General features: G+C 73.2%; 11 protein-coding genes and 2 pseudogenes. 5 read left to right on the top strand and 8 right to left on the bottom strand.

Going from position 1 to position 16,130, the window contains the following annotated elements; translation table 11 throughout:
- From ACFY8O_RS27730 to ACFY8O_RS27720, 3 genes and pseudogenes are all read left to right on the top strand, one after another.
- Positions 1-358 (top strand): annotated as a pseudogene (locus ACFY8O_RS27730) (hypothetical protein); the annotation flags it as partial.
- Positions 359-480: 122 nt separating this feature from the next.
- Positions 481-1,170, top strand: a complete 690-nt coding sequence (locus ACFY8O_RS27725; RefSeq protein WP_387907339.1) for a class F sortase — start codon at positions 481-483, stop codon at positions 1,168-1,170.
- 81 nt (positions 1,171-1,251) lie between these two features.
- A complete protein-coding gene (locus tag ACFY8O_RS27720) occupies positions 1,252-5,757 on the top strand; it encodes a HEAT repeat domain-containing protein (RefSeq protein WP_387906969.1) in 4,506 nt (1,501 codons plus the stop codon).
- 4 nt (positions 5,758-5,761) lie between these two features.
- Here ACFY8O_RS27720 and ACFY8O_RS27715 read toward each other — a convergent pair whose 3' ends face one another.
- Together ACFY8O_RS27715 and ACFY8O_RS27710 are read right to left on the bottom strand one after the other, a co-directional pair.
- The gene (locus ACFY8O_RS27715; RefSeq protein WP_387906966.1) at positions 5,762-6,316 is read right to left on the bottom strand and encodes a DNA polymerase ligase N-terminal domain-containing protein; all 555 of its coding nucleotides are present in this window, start codon (positions 6,314-6,316) and stop codon (positions 5,762-5,764) included.
- Positions 6,317-6,454: 138 nt separating this feature from the next.
- A complete protein-coding gene (locus tag ACFY8O_RS27710; protein WP_387906963.1) occupies positions 6,455-6,988 on the bottom strand; it encodes a DUF4232 domain-containing protein in 534 nt (177 codons plus the stop codon).
- Positions 6,989-7,093: 105 nt separating this feature from the next.
- Between ACFY8O_RS27710 and ACFY8O_RS27705 the strand changes: the two are divergent.
- A pseudogene (locus ACFY8O_RS27705) lies at positions 7,094-7,282 on the top strand (hypothetical protein); the annotation flags it as partial.
- A 49-nt stretch (positions 7,283-7,331) separates the two neighbouring features.
- On the top strand, positions 7,332-8,324 hold the full coding sequence (locus tag ACFY8O_RS27700) for an aldo/keto reductase (protein ID WP_387906961.1): 993 nt from the start codon (positions 7,332-7,334) through the stop codon (positions 8,322-8,324).
- 10 nt (positions 8,325-8,334) lie between these two features.
- Here the strand turns inward: ACFY8O_RS27700 and ACFY8O_RS27695 are convergent, their stop codons facing one another.
- The 6 genes from ACFY8O_RS27695 to ACFY8O_RS27670 all read right to left on the bottom strand — a co-directional run bounded on the left by ACFY8O_RS27695 (position 8,335) and on the right by ACFY8O_RS27670 (position 15,744).
- Complete coding sequence (locus ACFY8O_RS27695; protein WP_387907337.1) at positions 8,335-9,543, bottom strand: serine/threonine-protein kinase; 1,209 nt, start codon at positions 9,541-9,543, stop codon at positions 8,335-8,337.
- A gap of 239 nt (positions 9,544-9,782) precedes the next feature.
- Positions 9,783-10,475 (bottom strand): HAD family hydrolase, encoded by a 693-nt coding sequence (locus tag ACFY8O_RS27690; RefSeq protein WP_387906958.1) that lies wholly within the window; start codon positions 10,473-10,475, stop codon positions 9,783-9,785.
- 24 nt (positions 10,476-10,499) lie between these two features.
- A complete protein-coding gene (locus ACFY8O_RS27685; RefSeq protein ID WP_145810231.1) occupies positions 10,500-10,982 on the bottom strand; it encodes an Lrp/AsnC family transcriptional regulator in 483 nt (160 codons plus the stop codon).
- Between the two features lie 207 nt (positions 10,983-11,189).
- A complete protein-coding gene (locus ACFY8O_RS27680) occupies positions 11,190-11,534 on the bottom strand; it encodes a hypothetical protein (protein WP_387906956.1) in 345 nt (114 codons plus the stop codon).
- Between the two features lie 701 nt (positions 11,535-12,235).
- Entirely contained in the window at positions 12,236-13,852 is a 1,617-nt protein-coding gene (locus tag ACFY8O_RS27675) for a hypothetical protein (RefSeq protein ID WP_387906955.1), read from the bottom strand.
- A gap of 59 nt (positions 13,853-13,911) precedes the next feature.
- Positions 13,912-15,744, bottom strand: a complete 1,833-nt coding sequence (locus tag ACFY8O_RS27670) for a flavin-containing monooxygenase (protein WP_387906953.1) — start codon at positions 15,742-15,744, stop codon at positions 13,912-13,914.
- Between the last annotated feature and the right edge of the window lie 386 nt (positions 15,745-16,130).

Raw genomic sequence — 16,130 nt, 5'->3', positions numbered from 1 at the left:
GGCCGACGACTGGCAGAAGGACAAGGGGTCCGGCTCCGGCAGCAACGACGACCGTGAGAAGCCGGACTCGTGGAAGCACGAGAAGCCCGAGGGCGGCGTTCACACCGGTGGCGGTGCGCTCGCCGGTGTGTCGGCCGACGACTGGCAGAAGGACAAGGAGTCCGGCTCCGGCAGTGGCACGGACGGCGAGAAGACCTGGAAGCACGAGAAGCCCGAGGGTGGTGTCCACACCGGCGGTGGCGCGATGGCGCTCTCCGGTGGCGGCCTCGCCGCCGGTTCGGTCCTGATGCTCGGTGGGCTCGGTGCCGCGGCGTACAAGCTGCGTCGCCGCAACGCCTCGGGTGCCGCGGCCGCCTGACCGGTGTTCCGTACCGCTGAGTGAATCGTGTCGTGGCCGCCGTCCTTCCCAGGGCGGTGGCCGCGCGGGTTTCCCGTACACCTCTCGCCCCTCGCCCCTCGCACACGAAAGGCAGCATGAGCATGGCCGCCCCGCAGCCGTCCGAACCAGACTCCGCCTCCCCGGCCATCGGCCGTTCCCTGCTGTGGCCCGTCGTGGCGGTGGGCCTGGGCTTCCTCCTGGTCTACAACTCCTTCGACGCGTCGGCCGGGGTCCCGCCGGCCCCCTCCGTGGTGTCCCTCCCCGCCGCGTCCGCTCCCGCCGTGCCCACTCCGTCGGTCTCCCCGTCCAGCGCTCCGCCCGCACTGCCCCCGTCCTATCCGAAGCGCATCTCGATCAAGTCGATCGCGGTGGACGCGCCCTTCACGCCCCTGGCGATCGGCCCCTCCGGACAGCTGGACGCGCCTCCCGCGAACGACGCGAACCTGGCGGGCTGGTTCAAGAACGGTGCCACGCCCGGCGAACGCGGCACCTCGGTGGTCGCGGGACACGTCGACACCAGGACCGGACCCGCGGTGTTCCTGCTGCTGAGCACCCTCAAGGCGGGCAACACGGTGGACATCACCCGCGAGGACGGCATCGTGGCCACCTTCGAGGTCGACTCGGTCGAGACGTTCAGCAAGGCCGACTTCCCGAACGAGCGCGTGTACGCCGACCAGGGCTCCGCCCAGCTGCGCCTGATCACCTGCGGCGGCGTGTACGACAAGAAGAAGAAGGACTACGAGGACAACGTCGTGGTCTTCGCCCACCTGGCCTCCACGAAGAAGGCATGACGGAGGGCGCTTTCGGCCCCGCGCGACCTGGTGCGCCGGAATCCGCTGGCTGAGCCGTTTCGCCCCACCTACTATCCGACGGTGACCACGACCTCCGCCGCCGCGCGGACCCAGCAGCGACACACCGGCGGTCCGGGACACGACGGCGCGGCGGACCATCGGCCGGGCTCCGCACTCGGGCCGCTCCTGCGGCACCCGGACGCGCGGACGAGACTTCTGGGGCTCACCTCGCTGGCCGAGCGGGCGGCCGGGCCCCTGGCGGCCGGTGAGGCGGCCGAACTGGCCCGGCTGCTCCCTCGGGACATGCCGGAGTCACCGGACGAGTCGCTGCTCCTGGCCGCGCTCCACGGCCGGCTCGGCGTCCACCTGCCCGGCCGGCGCCTGCCCGCCTGGCGCACGGCACCGCTGGAGGTTCGGGTACGGGTGGCCTGGCTGCGCGCCGAACTCCTCACCGACCCGTCGGTGCTGCGGACCGAGCCGCCGGGCGAGCCCTTGTACCAGGCCGTGCGCGCCATCGACGCCGAGGACGCCCACCGCCCGGACCTGCTCGTGGCCGCACTCGTGGGAGCGAGCGCCCCCGCCCTCCACGCCGAAGCGGTCCGGCTGATACGCCAGGGCCTGCACGCGGGCCTGCTGGCCCCCGGTGCCGCGAGGGCCCATCTGGCGGCACTGCTCGGCACCGGCCCGGCCGCCGCAGGGGTCTGCGCGGCCGTCCTGGAGGAACTGGCCGAGCCCTGGGCGGCGTCGGACCCCCTGCCCGCAGCATGCTTCGCCCCGTTCCTCGGCCCCGCCCTCGCGGGGCCGACGGCTGCTCCGGCCCTCGTCGCGGCGGCCCGGCACGGACACGGCGCGGTGCTGCCGCGGACCGCGGCCGACCCCGACATGCCCCCGGCGGTCCGGCAACGGGCGATGGAACTCCTCGGTGATCTCGCGGAGCGCGACGACATCGGCGTGCTCCTGGACATCGCCTCCCAGGACCCGCTGCTTCTCGGCGGGCCCGCGGTCAGCTGTCTGCGGGGCCTCCACCGGCGCGGACACTTCCCCGCGCCGGCCCATGCCGCCGCCCTCGTAGGCGTGGCACTGGCCGATCACTCGATCGACGCCTCGACGGTCGCGACCATCCTCTACACCTGCCGCCGGCAGATGCTGGACCTGCTCGTCGACGCCGCCGTGGACGATCCGGACTGGCCTCGACGGCTCGACCTCCTCGTCGCCCTGGCCGGCCAGGGCACCGAGGACCTCCCCGTCGGGGCGGCCGTCACCCGGCTGCTCGCCTCCGCGCGCAGGCCCGAGCCGTTCCTCGAAGCGATCCGCGCACTCCGGTACGAGGAAGCCGAGGAGGCCGTGCTCGCCCTGCTCCCCGAAGCGCCGGCGGCAGCCCTGGACACGCTCGAAGCCATCGGCGGACACCGGACGGTCGCCGGCCTGCGAGAGGCGCTCGGCCCGGACACCGACGGGTCCGGCATCGCTGCGTACCTCCGTCCCGTACGTCACCGGGCGCTCGAACTCCTGTGGCAGCTCAACACCGACCCGGACCTGCGGCGTCACCTCCTGACACGGCTCGACCCGACCGAGTTGCCACCGGCCGTCGCCGCCGGACTCGGTGCCCCGGACGAGCGGGAAGTGGCCCTGCTGGCGGCGGGCACGGATCCGGCGGATCCGGTCACCGCGCTGTGCGCGCTCGCGTCCCACGGCAGCCCGGCCACCCTGCCCGTCGTCGCCGGACTGCTGCTGAGGGTCGTGAGCGAACTGGCGGCGTCCTGGGAGACGGTGGAGACGGACCCCCGAGCGCCCCGGACCGAGGAGCCCGCGGTGCCCCAGGAGGTCGTGGACGCCGTCCGTGCCCTGGGCGGCCGGCTGCACGAGCGGCGCAGCATCCGGCCCTCGTGTCTGCTCGGTGCCCAGGACCCGGGGGAGGCGGGGGACGCGCTGCTGGCATGGACCGTACTGGAGCTCCTGGACACGCCGGGCCTGCCGGCCCGTCAGCAGTCGGTGCTGCTCGAACTCCTCAGGCGGGCACCGTCCGCACGGACCCGCCCCCGCGTGCACCGGCTGCTGCGCCACAGCGATCCGCACGTACGCAAGCACGCGATCGCGCTGCTGGCCGTGGGCGCGCGGGGCGAGGACGCACAGGCCCTGTCGGCCACGCTCATCGCCCTGACCCGTGCCGACGACATCCGGACCGTACGGCAGGCACTGCTGGCCCTCGGCCACGCCGAGGCGTACTGGGCCGCTCCGGCCATCACCGCCCTGCTCTCCCACCCGACCATGAACATCAGGAAGACCGCCGCCTCGGCCCTGGTGCGCGCCGGGACTCCGGCGGCGGTGCCCGGCCTCCTGCGCGCGCTCGGCCGCACCGGTAACCCGGGGCTGCGCACCGGGCTCGTCGCGGCGCTGCGGGCGGTACTGGGCAAGGCCTGCACGTCCACGGTGCTCGCCGCCGCCGAGATCTCCCGGGACGCCCGTGAGCGCACGCTGCTGCTGCAAGGGCTGGACGGCGCGCTCTCCTCCCGGACGGTCCTGGCCCTGGCCGACCAGGACTCACCGCTCGTGCCCGGTCTGCTCGCCCTGGTCGCGGACGGCCGGATCCGTCTCGGCACGGGGACCCCGGCCGACCTCGCGGAGCTGTCCGCCGGGCACGGCATCACGGTGCCCGCCTCCGCGTCCGACGCTCAGTCCTGCGCCGCCGCGCTCGTCGCCCGCGGCTGGAACGCCCCGATCGCCCTGCGCCTGGCGGCCGGAGCGGACGACCTGCCGGCCGCTGCGCTGCGAGATCTGCGGCCCATGCTGGGGAACTGGCTGCGCCTGGCCCGGTCAGCGCCGGAGGCGGAGCGGGGAGGGATTCTCGGCCTCGTGCTGCGGATGTGCCCAGGGCCGTGGCCGGCCGGGGAACGGGCACACTTCTCGGACTTCGCCCAGATCCTGGCCGACGGACTCGCGGGCGAACCGGAGCACCGGCCCGGCCTGCTCGCCGTACTCCAGGAAGTGGCTCCCGGCCTGCCGTGCGGCGAGCGCATGGCGGTCGCCGACGCGGTGCGCGCCCTGGCACCCCCGCACCATGTGCCGGCGCTCCGCCTCCTGCGTGCCTGTGACGCGGTGCTGGGCAGAGCCGATCTGGACCGGGCGCTGGCCGCGGCCCGGCTCGACGCCTACGCACAGGACGCCGAGACGGCCGTGCTGAGGGAGGCCTTCGGAGCACCCGCCCCGCCGGCTCCCGGGACCGAGACGTGGAGAGCGGGGCTCCGTGCGGTCCTCCGCACCCGCCGGGGACTGGAGGAGTTCCGGCGGGGCGGGGTCCCGAGTCAGCCGGACTCGCGGCAGCGCCTCGCCGCTCTCATGGCGGCCTGGCCCGAGGCCTCCGGCGACGGTGTACGCGAGCTCCTGCTCGACTGGATGACGGACCTTCAGCCGCTCGGCGCGCCCCCGTGGACGCTCGCCGAGACAGCGGGACGGACCGCGGATGCCGGCGGCGATCCCGGCCGGCCGCGCTCCGCCGCGCGGTGCGCCTGGCTGCTGGCCGCACTGGACGCGCCCGACGCCGTACGCAGGGCCGAAGCCGCCCGGCAGCTCCTGGACTGGCCGGAGCCGGAGCCCGGCCGCACGGTCCTCCACGGGTATCTCCGTGGGGAGATCGCCCTGCCACCGGGAGCCCGCCTGGCCCGGGCCCTGGCCGCCGTCGATCCGGCGGAGCTGGCCGGCCCCGAGATCATGCCCGGCAAGGTGGCTCAGCTGGCCGGGCACCTCGGGCCCTGGGATGTCGTGCCGTTGATACCGCTCCTGCTCGGCTGGTGGGAGCACGGGCCCGCCGGTCTGCGGACCGAGGCCGCCCGCGCCCTGCGCGCGGCGCCCGCAGATGTGCTGGCCGGCCACCTCCGCCCGCGGCTGGAGGCGGGCGCCTGGGGATTCCTGGACCTGCTGGCGGGCCTGCGGCTGCTGGGCACCCCGGACATGAAGCGGATCCGGGACCGGCTGCGGGCGGAAGGGAGCGAGGACCTCGCCGGCGCCCTCCACCTGGACGAGGGGCCGGCGTCCCGGGACGCCGATCCCCGGACGACCTCGCCGAGCCCCGTCCACCGGCCCGGGCGGGCGGAGCTGCTCCGCCTCGCCCGTACGGGAGGCCCGGAGCAGATCCGCAGGGCTCTCTCCAGGCTGGCCGAGGAGCACGACGGGCGGGTCCCGGACCGCGACCCCGCCCTGAGGGAGGTCCTCGAGGAACTGCTCGTCCACCCCCGGCCCAAGGTCAGGCTGCACGCCCACCGGACCTCGCGCGTCATGCTCGACCGGACCGCCCATCTGCTCCACACGGCCGTCCTGCTGGACGACCCGCAGCCGGACATCAGCCGCATGGCGATCAGGACGCTCTGCGGCGCCGCCTGGGAACCGGCCGTCCCCACGCTGGTCGCCCTGCTCGGCCACCGTCATCCGGCGGTCCGTCGGGAGGCCGCCGACGGGCTGCTGCTGATGGGCGCACCCGCGGTCCCGGCGCTGCGGCACGCCGCCGGCCAGGCCAGGCCCGACCGCCGTTCCCGCTACACCGACGTCCTGGACCGGATCGCCGGGGACGGCGGAGGGGAGCCCGCGCCCTGATGCCTCAGCCGGGCTCCTCCCGCTCCGCCAGCGCGACCTGGTGCAGCGTGCGCCCGGTGCGGGCCGAGCGCGCGTGGTACGGATCGGGAGTGCCCGGCCGGTCGTGGACGGCCTGCCGGTCGTTGGCCTTGATCAGCAACCAGGCCTCCGGGCCCTGAACTCCGTCCTCGTCGTCGATGCGGAAGCGGGTGAGCGCGAATTCACCGTGCAGTTTGGTCCCGTCGAGCCAGAACGTGGCGTGCCCGTCCTCCAGGGACTCGGCGAAGGGCACCGGGGCACCCGTGAGGTCGTGACTGGTGGGGCGGTAGGTTCCCTGGTCCCACACGATCACCGTGCCGCTGCCCTGCTCGTCCTGCGGGATGACGCCCTCGAACTCGCGGTACTCCAAGGCGTGGTCGTCCGTCGGCACGGCAAGCCTCTTGTCCCGGGGGTTGTCCGAGGGACCCCGTGGTACGGCCCAGGACTTCAGGACGCCGTCGACCTCGAGACGGAAGTCGAAATGCATACGCCGGGCGTCGTGGATCTGCACCACGAAACGCCGCGTGCTCTCACTGTCCACGACTGATCCTTCCGCCGGTGCGGCCGGACGGCGCGCCCTCGCCGGGCCGAGGCCACGCGAGCCCGCACCGTCCCTGTCTCCACTGTGCCGCCGCCGACGTTCCGCCGCACGGTGGCGGGACGCCCGGCGGCGCGCGGCTCAGCCCGCGTACCGCTCGAGCGCCGCGTCGGCCGCCGCCCCGGAGCGGTGCCACCGCGTCGTCACCGGCTCCCAGACCCGGATGCCGTCGGGCATGCCCAGCGACGCGGCGCCGAACGTACGGCCGCGGTGGGCGGGGTCCCCGGCGACGATCAGGCGGTCCACCACACGGAGCTCCGTGGCCGCCGGGTCCAGGGTGCGTACCGCGGCGTGGACGGAGCCCCGTGCCGGTACGCGGTACGGGCCGCTCACGGTCTCCGGCACCGGCAGGGCCGGACCGTCGAGATCACCGAAGACCACCGTGGGCACGCGGTCGATCACGCAGGCGTGCGCGCCGCGGTTGGTGACGCTGACCCGCAGGGTCTCCGGCCGGCCCGAAGGACCGGCGGAGATCTTCAGGCTGCTCTCCCGGCACTTCGGGGGAGTGGGGGCGACGGCCCCGGCGGAGGAGGGTGTGGCGGCGCCGGCCGGAGCCGCCAGGGCCAGGACCACGAGGAGGGCGGCGGGAACGGCGAGTTCGGTACGGATGCGCATGAGGTGTCCGTTCCCGTCCGTGGCGACTTCTACCCGTGCACGTCCGGTCCGGACCAGATCCTTGACGGGCCTTCGGGCGCTGTGCTGAACGATGCGCACGGCCTGGACGGCGCCGTCCACCAGCGCCGGACACCGGCCGATCTGCACGGCACCGCGTGGGTGTTCGACAAGCCGTTCTTCCTCGCCCTCGACCTCGCCGTGGGCGGCTCCTGGTCCGGTGACCCGGACGGCAGCACCAGCTTCCCCCCGCAGCTGGTCGTCGACCACGTCCGCGTGACCACCGGCGACTGGGCACGGATGCGGACCGGCGGCGGCCACAGCCGGTCCGGCCCGCCGACGTAGCATGATCCGCATGGAACAGCGCGCACTCGGCAGGACCGGCCGTGACGTATCGGTCGTCGGACAGGGCACATGGCAGCTGGGCGGAGACTGGGGCGAGGTGCGGGAGGCCGATGCCTTCGCCGTCCTCGACGCGGCCGTCGAGTCGGGCGTCACCTTCTTCGACACCGCAGACGTGTACGGCGACGGACGGAGCGAGCAGCTCATCGGCCGCTACCTGAAGGAGCGGCCGGACGCAGACGTCTTCGTCGCCACCAAGATGGGCCGCCGCGTCGAACAGCTGCCCGAGAACTACGTCCTGGACAACTTCCGTACGTGGAACGACCGCTCGCGCGCCAATCTCGGCGTCGACACCCTCGACCTCGTACAACTGCACTGCCCGCCCACGTCGGTCTACTCCTCGGACGCGGTGTACGAGGCGCTCGACACGCTCGTCGCCGAGCAGAGGATCGCCGCCTACGCGGTGAGCGTCGAGACGTGTGCGGAAGCACTCACGGCGATCGCCCGGCCGGGCGTCGCGAGTGTCCAGATCATCCTCAACCCGTTCCGTCTCAAGCCCCTCGACGAGGTCCTCCCCGCCGCCGTCGAAGCCGGGGTCGGCATCATCGCGCGCGTGCCCCTCGCCTCCGGGCTGCTGTCCGGCAAATACACCGCGGAGACCGTGTTCGCCCCCGACGACCACCGCACGTACAACCGCCACGGCGAGGCGTTCGACCAGGGCGAGACGTTCTCCGGCGTGGACTACGCGACGGGTGTGTCCGCCGCCACCGAATTCGCCAGGCTCGCGCCCGCCGGCGCCACCCCCGCGCAGACGGCGCTGCGCTGGATCATCCAGCAGCCCGGGGTCACCAGTGTCATCCCCGGCGCGCGTTCCGTGGAGCAGGCCGTGGCCAACGCCTCGGCCGCCGCGCTGCCCCCGCTGCCGGACAGCACGCTGGAGGCGGTGCGCGACCTCTACGACCGGCGGATCCGGGCGCAGGTCCACGCGCGCTGGTGAGCCGGAGGGCTCAGTCGTCCTCGCCGTCCTGCCCGTCGCCGTCCTGAGCGGGATCGGCGGCGGGGCCGGCGGACGAGTCCGCCGCCGGATCGGCCTGGCCGGGCGTCCCGACGCCGACGGTGGGCGTGGAGGCCGGATCCGGGGTGTCCGCGGCTCCGGTGTCCGGCGCGAAGAGGATCGTCCCGAGATACACGGCCGCCAGGAAGGCGACCGTGCCGGCCACCGCGCTCGCGACCCGCGGACGGCGCCGTATGGCCTCGCTCGTGCTGAGCCGCCGCGTGGACGCGGATCTGGGCGCCCGGGGTGCCGGGGCCGCCCGTCTGCGTCCGGTGGCCTGCGGCAGGCGGTACGTCGACACGCCTCCTGTCGCGGGGGAGCTTGGAGCGGGGGCGGGAGCCGGAGCAGGCCGCGGCGTGGGCCGCTGGGCGGCCGGGGCGTGCCGGGGCAGCGGCTCGGGCCGCCCGCGCCAGGCGTCCGTGCGGAACCAGTCGGAGACCTGCTGCGCGCTCGGCCGGTCCTCGGGCTGCTTCGCCAGCAGACCCAGCAGATACGAGTCGAAGGCGGGGGAGACGTCGGCCCCGCGCTGCCGCACCGGTACCGGGGGTGTGTCCACGTGCTGGTAGAGCGTCGCGGTGGCCGTGTCGGAACGGAACGGCGGCTGCCCGACCAGCAACTGGTAGATCACACAGCCGAGTGAGTACATGTCCGAAGCCGAGTCGGCCGTGCGCCCCAGGGCCCGCTCGGGGGCCAGATACAGACTCGTGCCCACGATGTGGCCCGCCGTGGTCAGCGCCGTCGAGGGATCGTCGACGAACTGCGCGATGCCGAAGTCACCGATCTTCACGGACCCGTCGGCGTCCAGCATCAGGTTGCCGGGCTTGATGTCGCGATGGACGATGCCCTGCCGGTGGGCCGCGGCGAGACCGGCGGCGGCCTCACCGGCGATGCGTGCCACCTGCTCGGGATGGACGGTCTCCTGGGACTCCAGCAGATCCCCGAGACTCCTGCCCTCGACCAGCTCCATGACCAGGTAGAAGCGGTCCTCCCAGGAGCCGAAGTCGAAGACGGCCACCAGATGAGGGTGGCTCAGACGCGCGGCGGTCTGGGCCTCCAGGCGGAAGCGCGCGGTGGACGAGGCATCGGCCTGGTCACCCAGCAGCAGCTTCACCGCCACGGCCCGCCCCAGCACTTCGTCCGTGGCGCGCCACACCTCACCCATACCGCCACGGCCGATGGGGGATATCAGCCGGTACCGTCCAGCAACCAGCACCTGTGCACACCAATCTCGAATCGTGGCCCGCTCCGAACTGCCGCGGCGGCGACCTCATCGGGCTCATCGCCTCGGTACGGTGCGTCGGGATGCGCGGCATGATCAGGATATCCGCCCTCCGGCCCTCCGCTCGCCCGGCCGGGGGCGCGGACGCCGAATCCGGCCAATCGCCGGGGCGGAGCGGCCTGTTACCACTCTGTGGGGAGCCAGTCCAGCACGGCGGCAGCGGTGAACTCCCCCTGCCCGCCCGGGAACAGCAGCTCCGCCTCACCGAAGGCGGCCGTCTCCTCCGCCGCTCGGGCGTAGGGCACAGCCACACAGCGCATGCCGGCCGCGTGAGCCGCCACGACCCCTGGGACGGCGTCCTCCAGCACGACGCAGGAGCCCGGCTCCACGCCGAGCCGCCTCGCCGCCTCCAGGAACACATCGGGCGCCGGTTTGCCCTGCGCCACCTCCTCCGCCGACACGTACACAGGGAGGTACGCCTCCAGCCCGGTGACGGCGAGCGTGGCAGCGATCGCGGCCCTGGAGGACCCCGACGCCACCGCCATCGGCACCCCGCGACCGTGCAGCTGCTCGACGAGCGTGCGCATCTCGGGGAAGACGGTGGTGGACGTCCCGGCGAGCTCCAGGTAGAGAGCGTTCTTGCCGGCGAGCAACTCGTCCACCGGCGCCTCGATGCCGTACTCCGCGCGCAGGACCGTGAGGGTCTCACGGGTGCCGATGCCGATGAAGCGGGTGTGGTCCTCCCAGCTGAAGTCCCGCACGCCGTACCGGGTGAGGAGCCGGCGCCCCGCCTCGTAGTAGTTCGGCTCGCTGTCGACGAGGGTGCCGTCGAGATCGAAGAGGACGGACGGTGCCGGGACGCGGGGGATCTCCATGGGATCCAGCATGCCCGAGCGCGATCAGCCGGGACCGCCCGCCGCCCGCCCCACGGCCTCGACCAGCGGCAGCACCCGGTGGGCCACTCTCTCGCGCAGGGCCACCTCGGTCCGGGTCCTGACCACGCCGGGAAGCTGGATCAACCGCTGGATGACGTCTTCCAGATGCCCGTTGTCCCGGGCCACGACGCGGGTCAGCAGATCCCCTCCGCCGGTGGTCGAGAACGCCTCGATGATCTCCGGTACCGCGGCGAGCGCGTCCCCCACATCGTCCAGGTGCCCCTGGGTGACCTCCAGGTGGACGAAGGCGAGCACCGGATGACCGAGGGCGGCGGGGGAGAGGACGGGGCCCGTCCCCGTGATCACCCCGTCCCGCTCCAGCCGGTCCAGACGAGCCTGGAGGGTGCCGCGTGCCACCCCGAGGATGCGCGCGTACTCGCGCACGCTGGTGCGCGGCTGCTCGATGAGCAGCCGCAGGATGCGGGTGTCGAGGGCGTCCACCGCCATGTCCTGCCGTGCTCCTCCCGGCTGGGCGATCAGTGGCAAGACTGTACCGAGCGACCGGCCGCGCGGCCTCACGGGAACCGCGGGGGCCGCCCGGGGCCGGGCCTGGGGATGGTCATCCGCAGGGGCGGCGGCCCTCCGGCACCGGCGGGCCGGGTGGGCCCCGGAAGCGGGAAGCGGTGAGCGTCCGACACCTCGTCCGACGGGCTGTCAGGCCGCCTGGTGAGGGCGCGCGCCGGGGAGCTGTCGGGGGAACCGGAGGGGCGGGAAGAGCTCCGCCGCGACGCGCAGCAGTTCCTGCGGCTGAGGCCTCATGCCGGTGACGGCGGTACGGCGGGGCGGGCGTCCCGCCGGTTCCGGGTCGGTGAGCAGATGGAGACCTGCGAGATCCATGAAGGGGGTGTCGTGCAGGTCCCAGACCACCTCGGTCACCCACTGCGGCAGTGCGGCAGCGGTGGCCCGCAGCAGGGGCAGGGTGTCCTGGTCGATGGCGGTGTGCGGAACGATCCGGGCAGTGGTGCCTTCGATCATCGTGGTGATGTTCATGACGGGCATGCCCCCCTCCGGGGGTCGGGAGCTCAAGGACGAGACGCCCCGTTCGGGGCGGACGACGATGGCGGGAGCCGGGAGCCCGTGAAGGGGGCACCGCCCGGACCCGAAGTCCGGCACCACGGTGCCGGACACTCTCCTGTCCCCCTACCGTGGCACACCGGCACCCCTGTCGGCCACCACTTGACTCAAGGCCGTCCGTGTGAGGCTGGGCTCTGAGGCGCCTTCCGTGCCTGGCCTCCGGTGCACTGCGCCGGTCCGGGCGAGGGCTGAACGGTTCACCGGCACGTCGTGGCGGGATCCTGCTGTACGACGGTGTGGACCTGTCCGTTTCGTGTCGATCTCACAGGGTGCCGAGGGTGACACCTGTGCTGACGCGCCGTCGGGCACCCCACCGGTTCGGCACAGCCGTCGCCGCTGCGCTCGGCCCCCGCAGAGCGAGGGCGTACCCCTTGTCCCGATCCTCCACCGGAGGCACCCGGTTCCTCGTGGCCGTCGCCGCAACCGTGCGCGACCGGAACCCGTCCCGGCGGGGCACGGGGCTGCCCGGGACGGGTTCCGGCCGGTGGGCGCGAGCGGAGGGCGCGGCCCGGCACACGGGACCGCACAGCGGCACCCCGTTCCGTCACGGTGGTGGGGCGGCCGGCCTCGCTCCCGCACGACGGCCGATGCCGTGCCGGAGCGAGGTGCCGGCTGCCGGCACCCTGTCATCCGGCAGTCGGTTTCCCGGACGGGGTCAGCCGCAGCAGGGTCCCCTCGGCGTCGGCCGACACGACGAGCGAACCGTCCGGTGCGGCGGCGATCCCGGCGAAGCGGCGGGCCATCCCCGGCAGCCCGTGCGCGAACAGCGCGGGCTCGGGGTGCCGCCGCCCGCCGCCCGGCTCCGGGCCGAGCGGAAGGTCCTCCGCCTCCGTCCAGCTCTCCGGACCGGTGAGCGAGATCCCGCGTACCCTGCGCTTCCCGGTCTCCACCGCGTACAGGGTGTCCCCCAGGACCGTCAGCCCCTGAGGCGCACCGAGACCGTCCGCGACGACCACGGGCGGTGCGTCCTGCTCGATGCGATACACGGCGCCCGCCCCCTCGTCGCTGACGTAACACCGGCCCGCGCCGTCCAGGGCCACGTCGACCGGACGGTCGAGCCCTTCGGCGAGCACCGTGACCGTGTCGTCCCGGGCGACGGTGACGACCCGGCCGCCGTCGCTCTCGGCGACCACGAGCGACCCGTCGGCGTCCACGGCGACGCCCATGGGGCGGTCGAGGCCGCTGACCCGTGCCCGCATGGTTCCGCGCGCCGGGTCGTACGTGCGGACGTGGCCGAACTGCGAGGTGAGATGCAGGAGTTCACCGTCCGCCGCGATCCCGTGAGCGAAGGGCGCCAGGACATGGCTGGTCACACCGCCCCCGGACTCGTCCTCGCCGGCCGGCGCGCCCTCATGGGTGGACGAGGGACTCGCCACCCGGTAGTGGTCGGCCGCGTAGACGGTGCCACCGAGGTCGATCGTGACGCCGTAAGGGCCGTCGAACCCGCGGGGCACGATCACCCGGGTCCGCCCGTCGGGGTGCATCTCGGTGATGCCGCCGCTCGCGTAGCTGGAGACGTACATGCGGTTCTCCGCGTCGAACGCCGCGTTGTCCAGGCCCACCAGACCACTCGTGACCGGTGTCCGCGCCCCCGTGCCGTGCAGGTCGATGCGGGTCACCCGGCCCTCCGGGCCCATCGACAGGACGTGCAGTACCCCGCCGAGGTCGAAACGCACGGCCACCGGCCGGTCCACCCGGTCCGCGACCAGCTCCGGAGCGCCGCCGTCCGGTGGGATGCGCCAGACCTGCTCGCTGATCATGTGAGGGTAGTAGAGGTACCCGTCCGGGCCCCGTTGCATCGCGTTTCCCATGGCGAGCCCTTGCGTGAGCACCACCGGCGCACCGCCGCCGGGGAAGAGTTCCAGGAGACGTCCGCCGGGCTTCATCTCGTTGACGAAGAGCCGGTCGCCGACACAGGTGATCCCGTTGGGGTTCTCCACCTCGTCGCAGACCAGGGTGTACTCGCCCTGAGGGCTGCGACGCCAGACACGGCCGGGGACCAGGTCGGCGATGTACATCGAGCCGTCCGCACCGAAGGCGAGGTCGTCCGGTGACTGGACCGGGCCACCCGCCGGGACGACGACGTCCAGATCGCCCCCGGCGATGTCGACCGCGCTGATCCGGCCGCCCAGGAACTCCGCGACGTACAGCCGGCCGTCCGGGCCGAACGCGATTCCGTTGGAACCCCACAGCGGGTTGGCCGGGTTGAGCCGCACGGCGGACGGGGGCGCGTCCCTGGGCACGGGTTCGCCAGACCTGCTGGGAAAGGGGTCCGTCGGCGTGCCGCTCCCGCTCGTCCGCTTCACTCGGCTGCCGCCATGACGTCGTCCATGCCGTCGCCCTCGCGCCAGTTCCGGAGCAACTCGTGGAAGGCGACCGGGCCGTCACCGTAGGACTCGCTCCGCGCCCGAGGCTTGCCCTCGTTGTTGTAGTACCCGGGTGTGCACTCCGCCTGGAACGCGTGCAGACCGGCCGCCTTCCTGCGGATCGTCGCCACCCATTCCTCCTGCGCCTCGACCGTGGGCTCGACGACCCGGGCCCGGCGCCTGCGCGACTCGGCCACCACCTCGGCGACGTGCGTGGCCTGCTCGTCGAGGATGTGCACGTAATTGACGGAGCTGGCGTTCTGCAACGGCCCGAGCTGGAAGAAGTTCGGGAAGCCGTGGCTGTAGAACCCGTGGAGCGTCTTGGGGCCCTCGCGCCAGGTCTGGAGCAGGGACGCACCTTCCCGTCCGTACACCGGGAGCTTTCCGGACAGCACACCGGAGACGCCGACCTCGAAGCCCGTCGCGAAGATGATGCAGTCGACCTCGTACTCCACGCCCCCGACCACCACGGCGTTCTGCGTGATCCTCTCGACCCCGTGGGTGTCGGCGGTGTCGACGAGGGTCACGTCGGGCCGGTTGAAGGTCTGGAGGTAATGGTCACTGAAGGTGGGCCGCTTGCACATGTAGCGGTACCACGGCTTGAGCTTCTCGGCGGTCTCGCTGTCCTCCACGAGGGCGTCCACCCGGGCCCGGATCTCGTTCATCTTCTGGAAGTCGGCGAGTTCGTACGCGCGCTCGCGCTCCTCGGCGGGGATGTCCGCACAGGAGTCGGTCGGGATGAGTTTCTCCTGCAGGCGGGCGGTGCTCGTCCAGGCGTCGTCCACCAGGTCCTCGTCCACCGGCTTACCCGTGACGACCTTGAGGAAGTTCTCCATCCGGCGGCGCTGCCAGCCGGGCTTCAGGGACGTGGCCCACTCGGGGTCGGTGGGCCGGTTGGCGCGTACGTCGACCGAGGACGGGGTGCGCTGGAAGACGTAGACCCGCTGCGCGTCGGCGCCGAGGTGCGGGACGACCTGAACGGCCGTGGCGCCGGTACCGATGAGTGCGACCCGCTTGTCGGCGAGCCCGGTCAGGCCGCCGTTCTGGTCGCCTCCCGTGTAGTCGTAGTCCCAGCGGCTCGTGTGGAAGGTGTGACCCTCGAAGGTCTCGATGCCGGGGATACCCGGCAGCTTCGCCTGGCTGAGGGTCCCGCTGGACACCACCACGTGGCGTGCCCGGATGCGGTCTCCCCGGTCCGTGCGCACCGTCCACTCCGACGCGCTCTCGTCCCAGCGCAGTTCATCGACCTCGGTCTGGAAGCAGGCGTCGCGGTAGAGGCCGAAGTGACGCGCGATCTCCTGTGCGTGTGCGCGGATCTCCTCGCCGGGCGCGTACTTCCACTTCGGTACGTAGCCGACCTCCTCCAGCAGCGGCATGTAGGTGTAGGAGTCGATGTCGCAGTGGATGCCCGGATACCGGTTCCAGTACCAGGTTCCGCCGAAGTCCCCGCCCTTCTCGATCACCCGGATCGACTCGACGCCCGCCTGGCGCAGCCGGGCTCCGGCGAGGAGCCCGCCGAATCCGCCGCCGATGACCACGACGTCGACGCTGTCGTGCAGGGGTTCCCTGGTGAAGTTCCGTTCGGCGTACGGGTCGGCGTCGTAGTAGCCGAACTCGCCTGCGGCGCGGTGGTACTGGGCGTTGCCGTCGGGCCGGATCCGCCGGTCGCGTTCCTGCCGGTACTTCTCCCGCAGCGCCTCCGGGTCGAATCCCAGTTCGTCAGGGCTGGGTGTGGTGGGCGGGGTGGGTGAGGTGTGGGGGGAGGGCATGGGGGCCTCATTCCTCTGGATGCCGCTGGGGGTGGAACCGGGGCGCCGTCCGGCGAGTGGCCCGGGTGTCCGGCCGGCAGGAGGGGGCGCGCACGCACGTTGCCACGGGGTGCCGTCGCTTCCGTGCCTGCGAGATCTCCTGCCGAGGGCGTCCACGGACCACTGGTGCCTCAGCTCTCCGGTGCGGTGCGTTGTGCGCCGTACATGTTGATTGCAGAATACATATCGTGTGGTCCATGCATATCGATGGTGACGGGGGGCGGAGGGCCGTATGGCCTGAAACGGCCTCCCTGGGGGTGGGGGTACAGGGATCCTTGCCGCTCATGGCCGTGCGGTGGGTGCCGCGGAGGATGGCCGGAACCGGGCGGCGTGGGGAGCCGGGTCCG

The sequence above is a fragment of the Streptomyces argenteolus genome (assembly GCF_042902585.1).
Lineage (GTDB): Bacteria > Actinomycetota > Actinomycetes > Streptomycetales > Streptomycetaceae > Streptomyces > Streptomyces argenteolus.
Note: the sequence above shows the minus strand (reverse complement) of the source record. Positions and strands in the feature narration are given on the sequence as shown.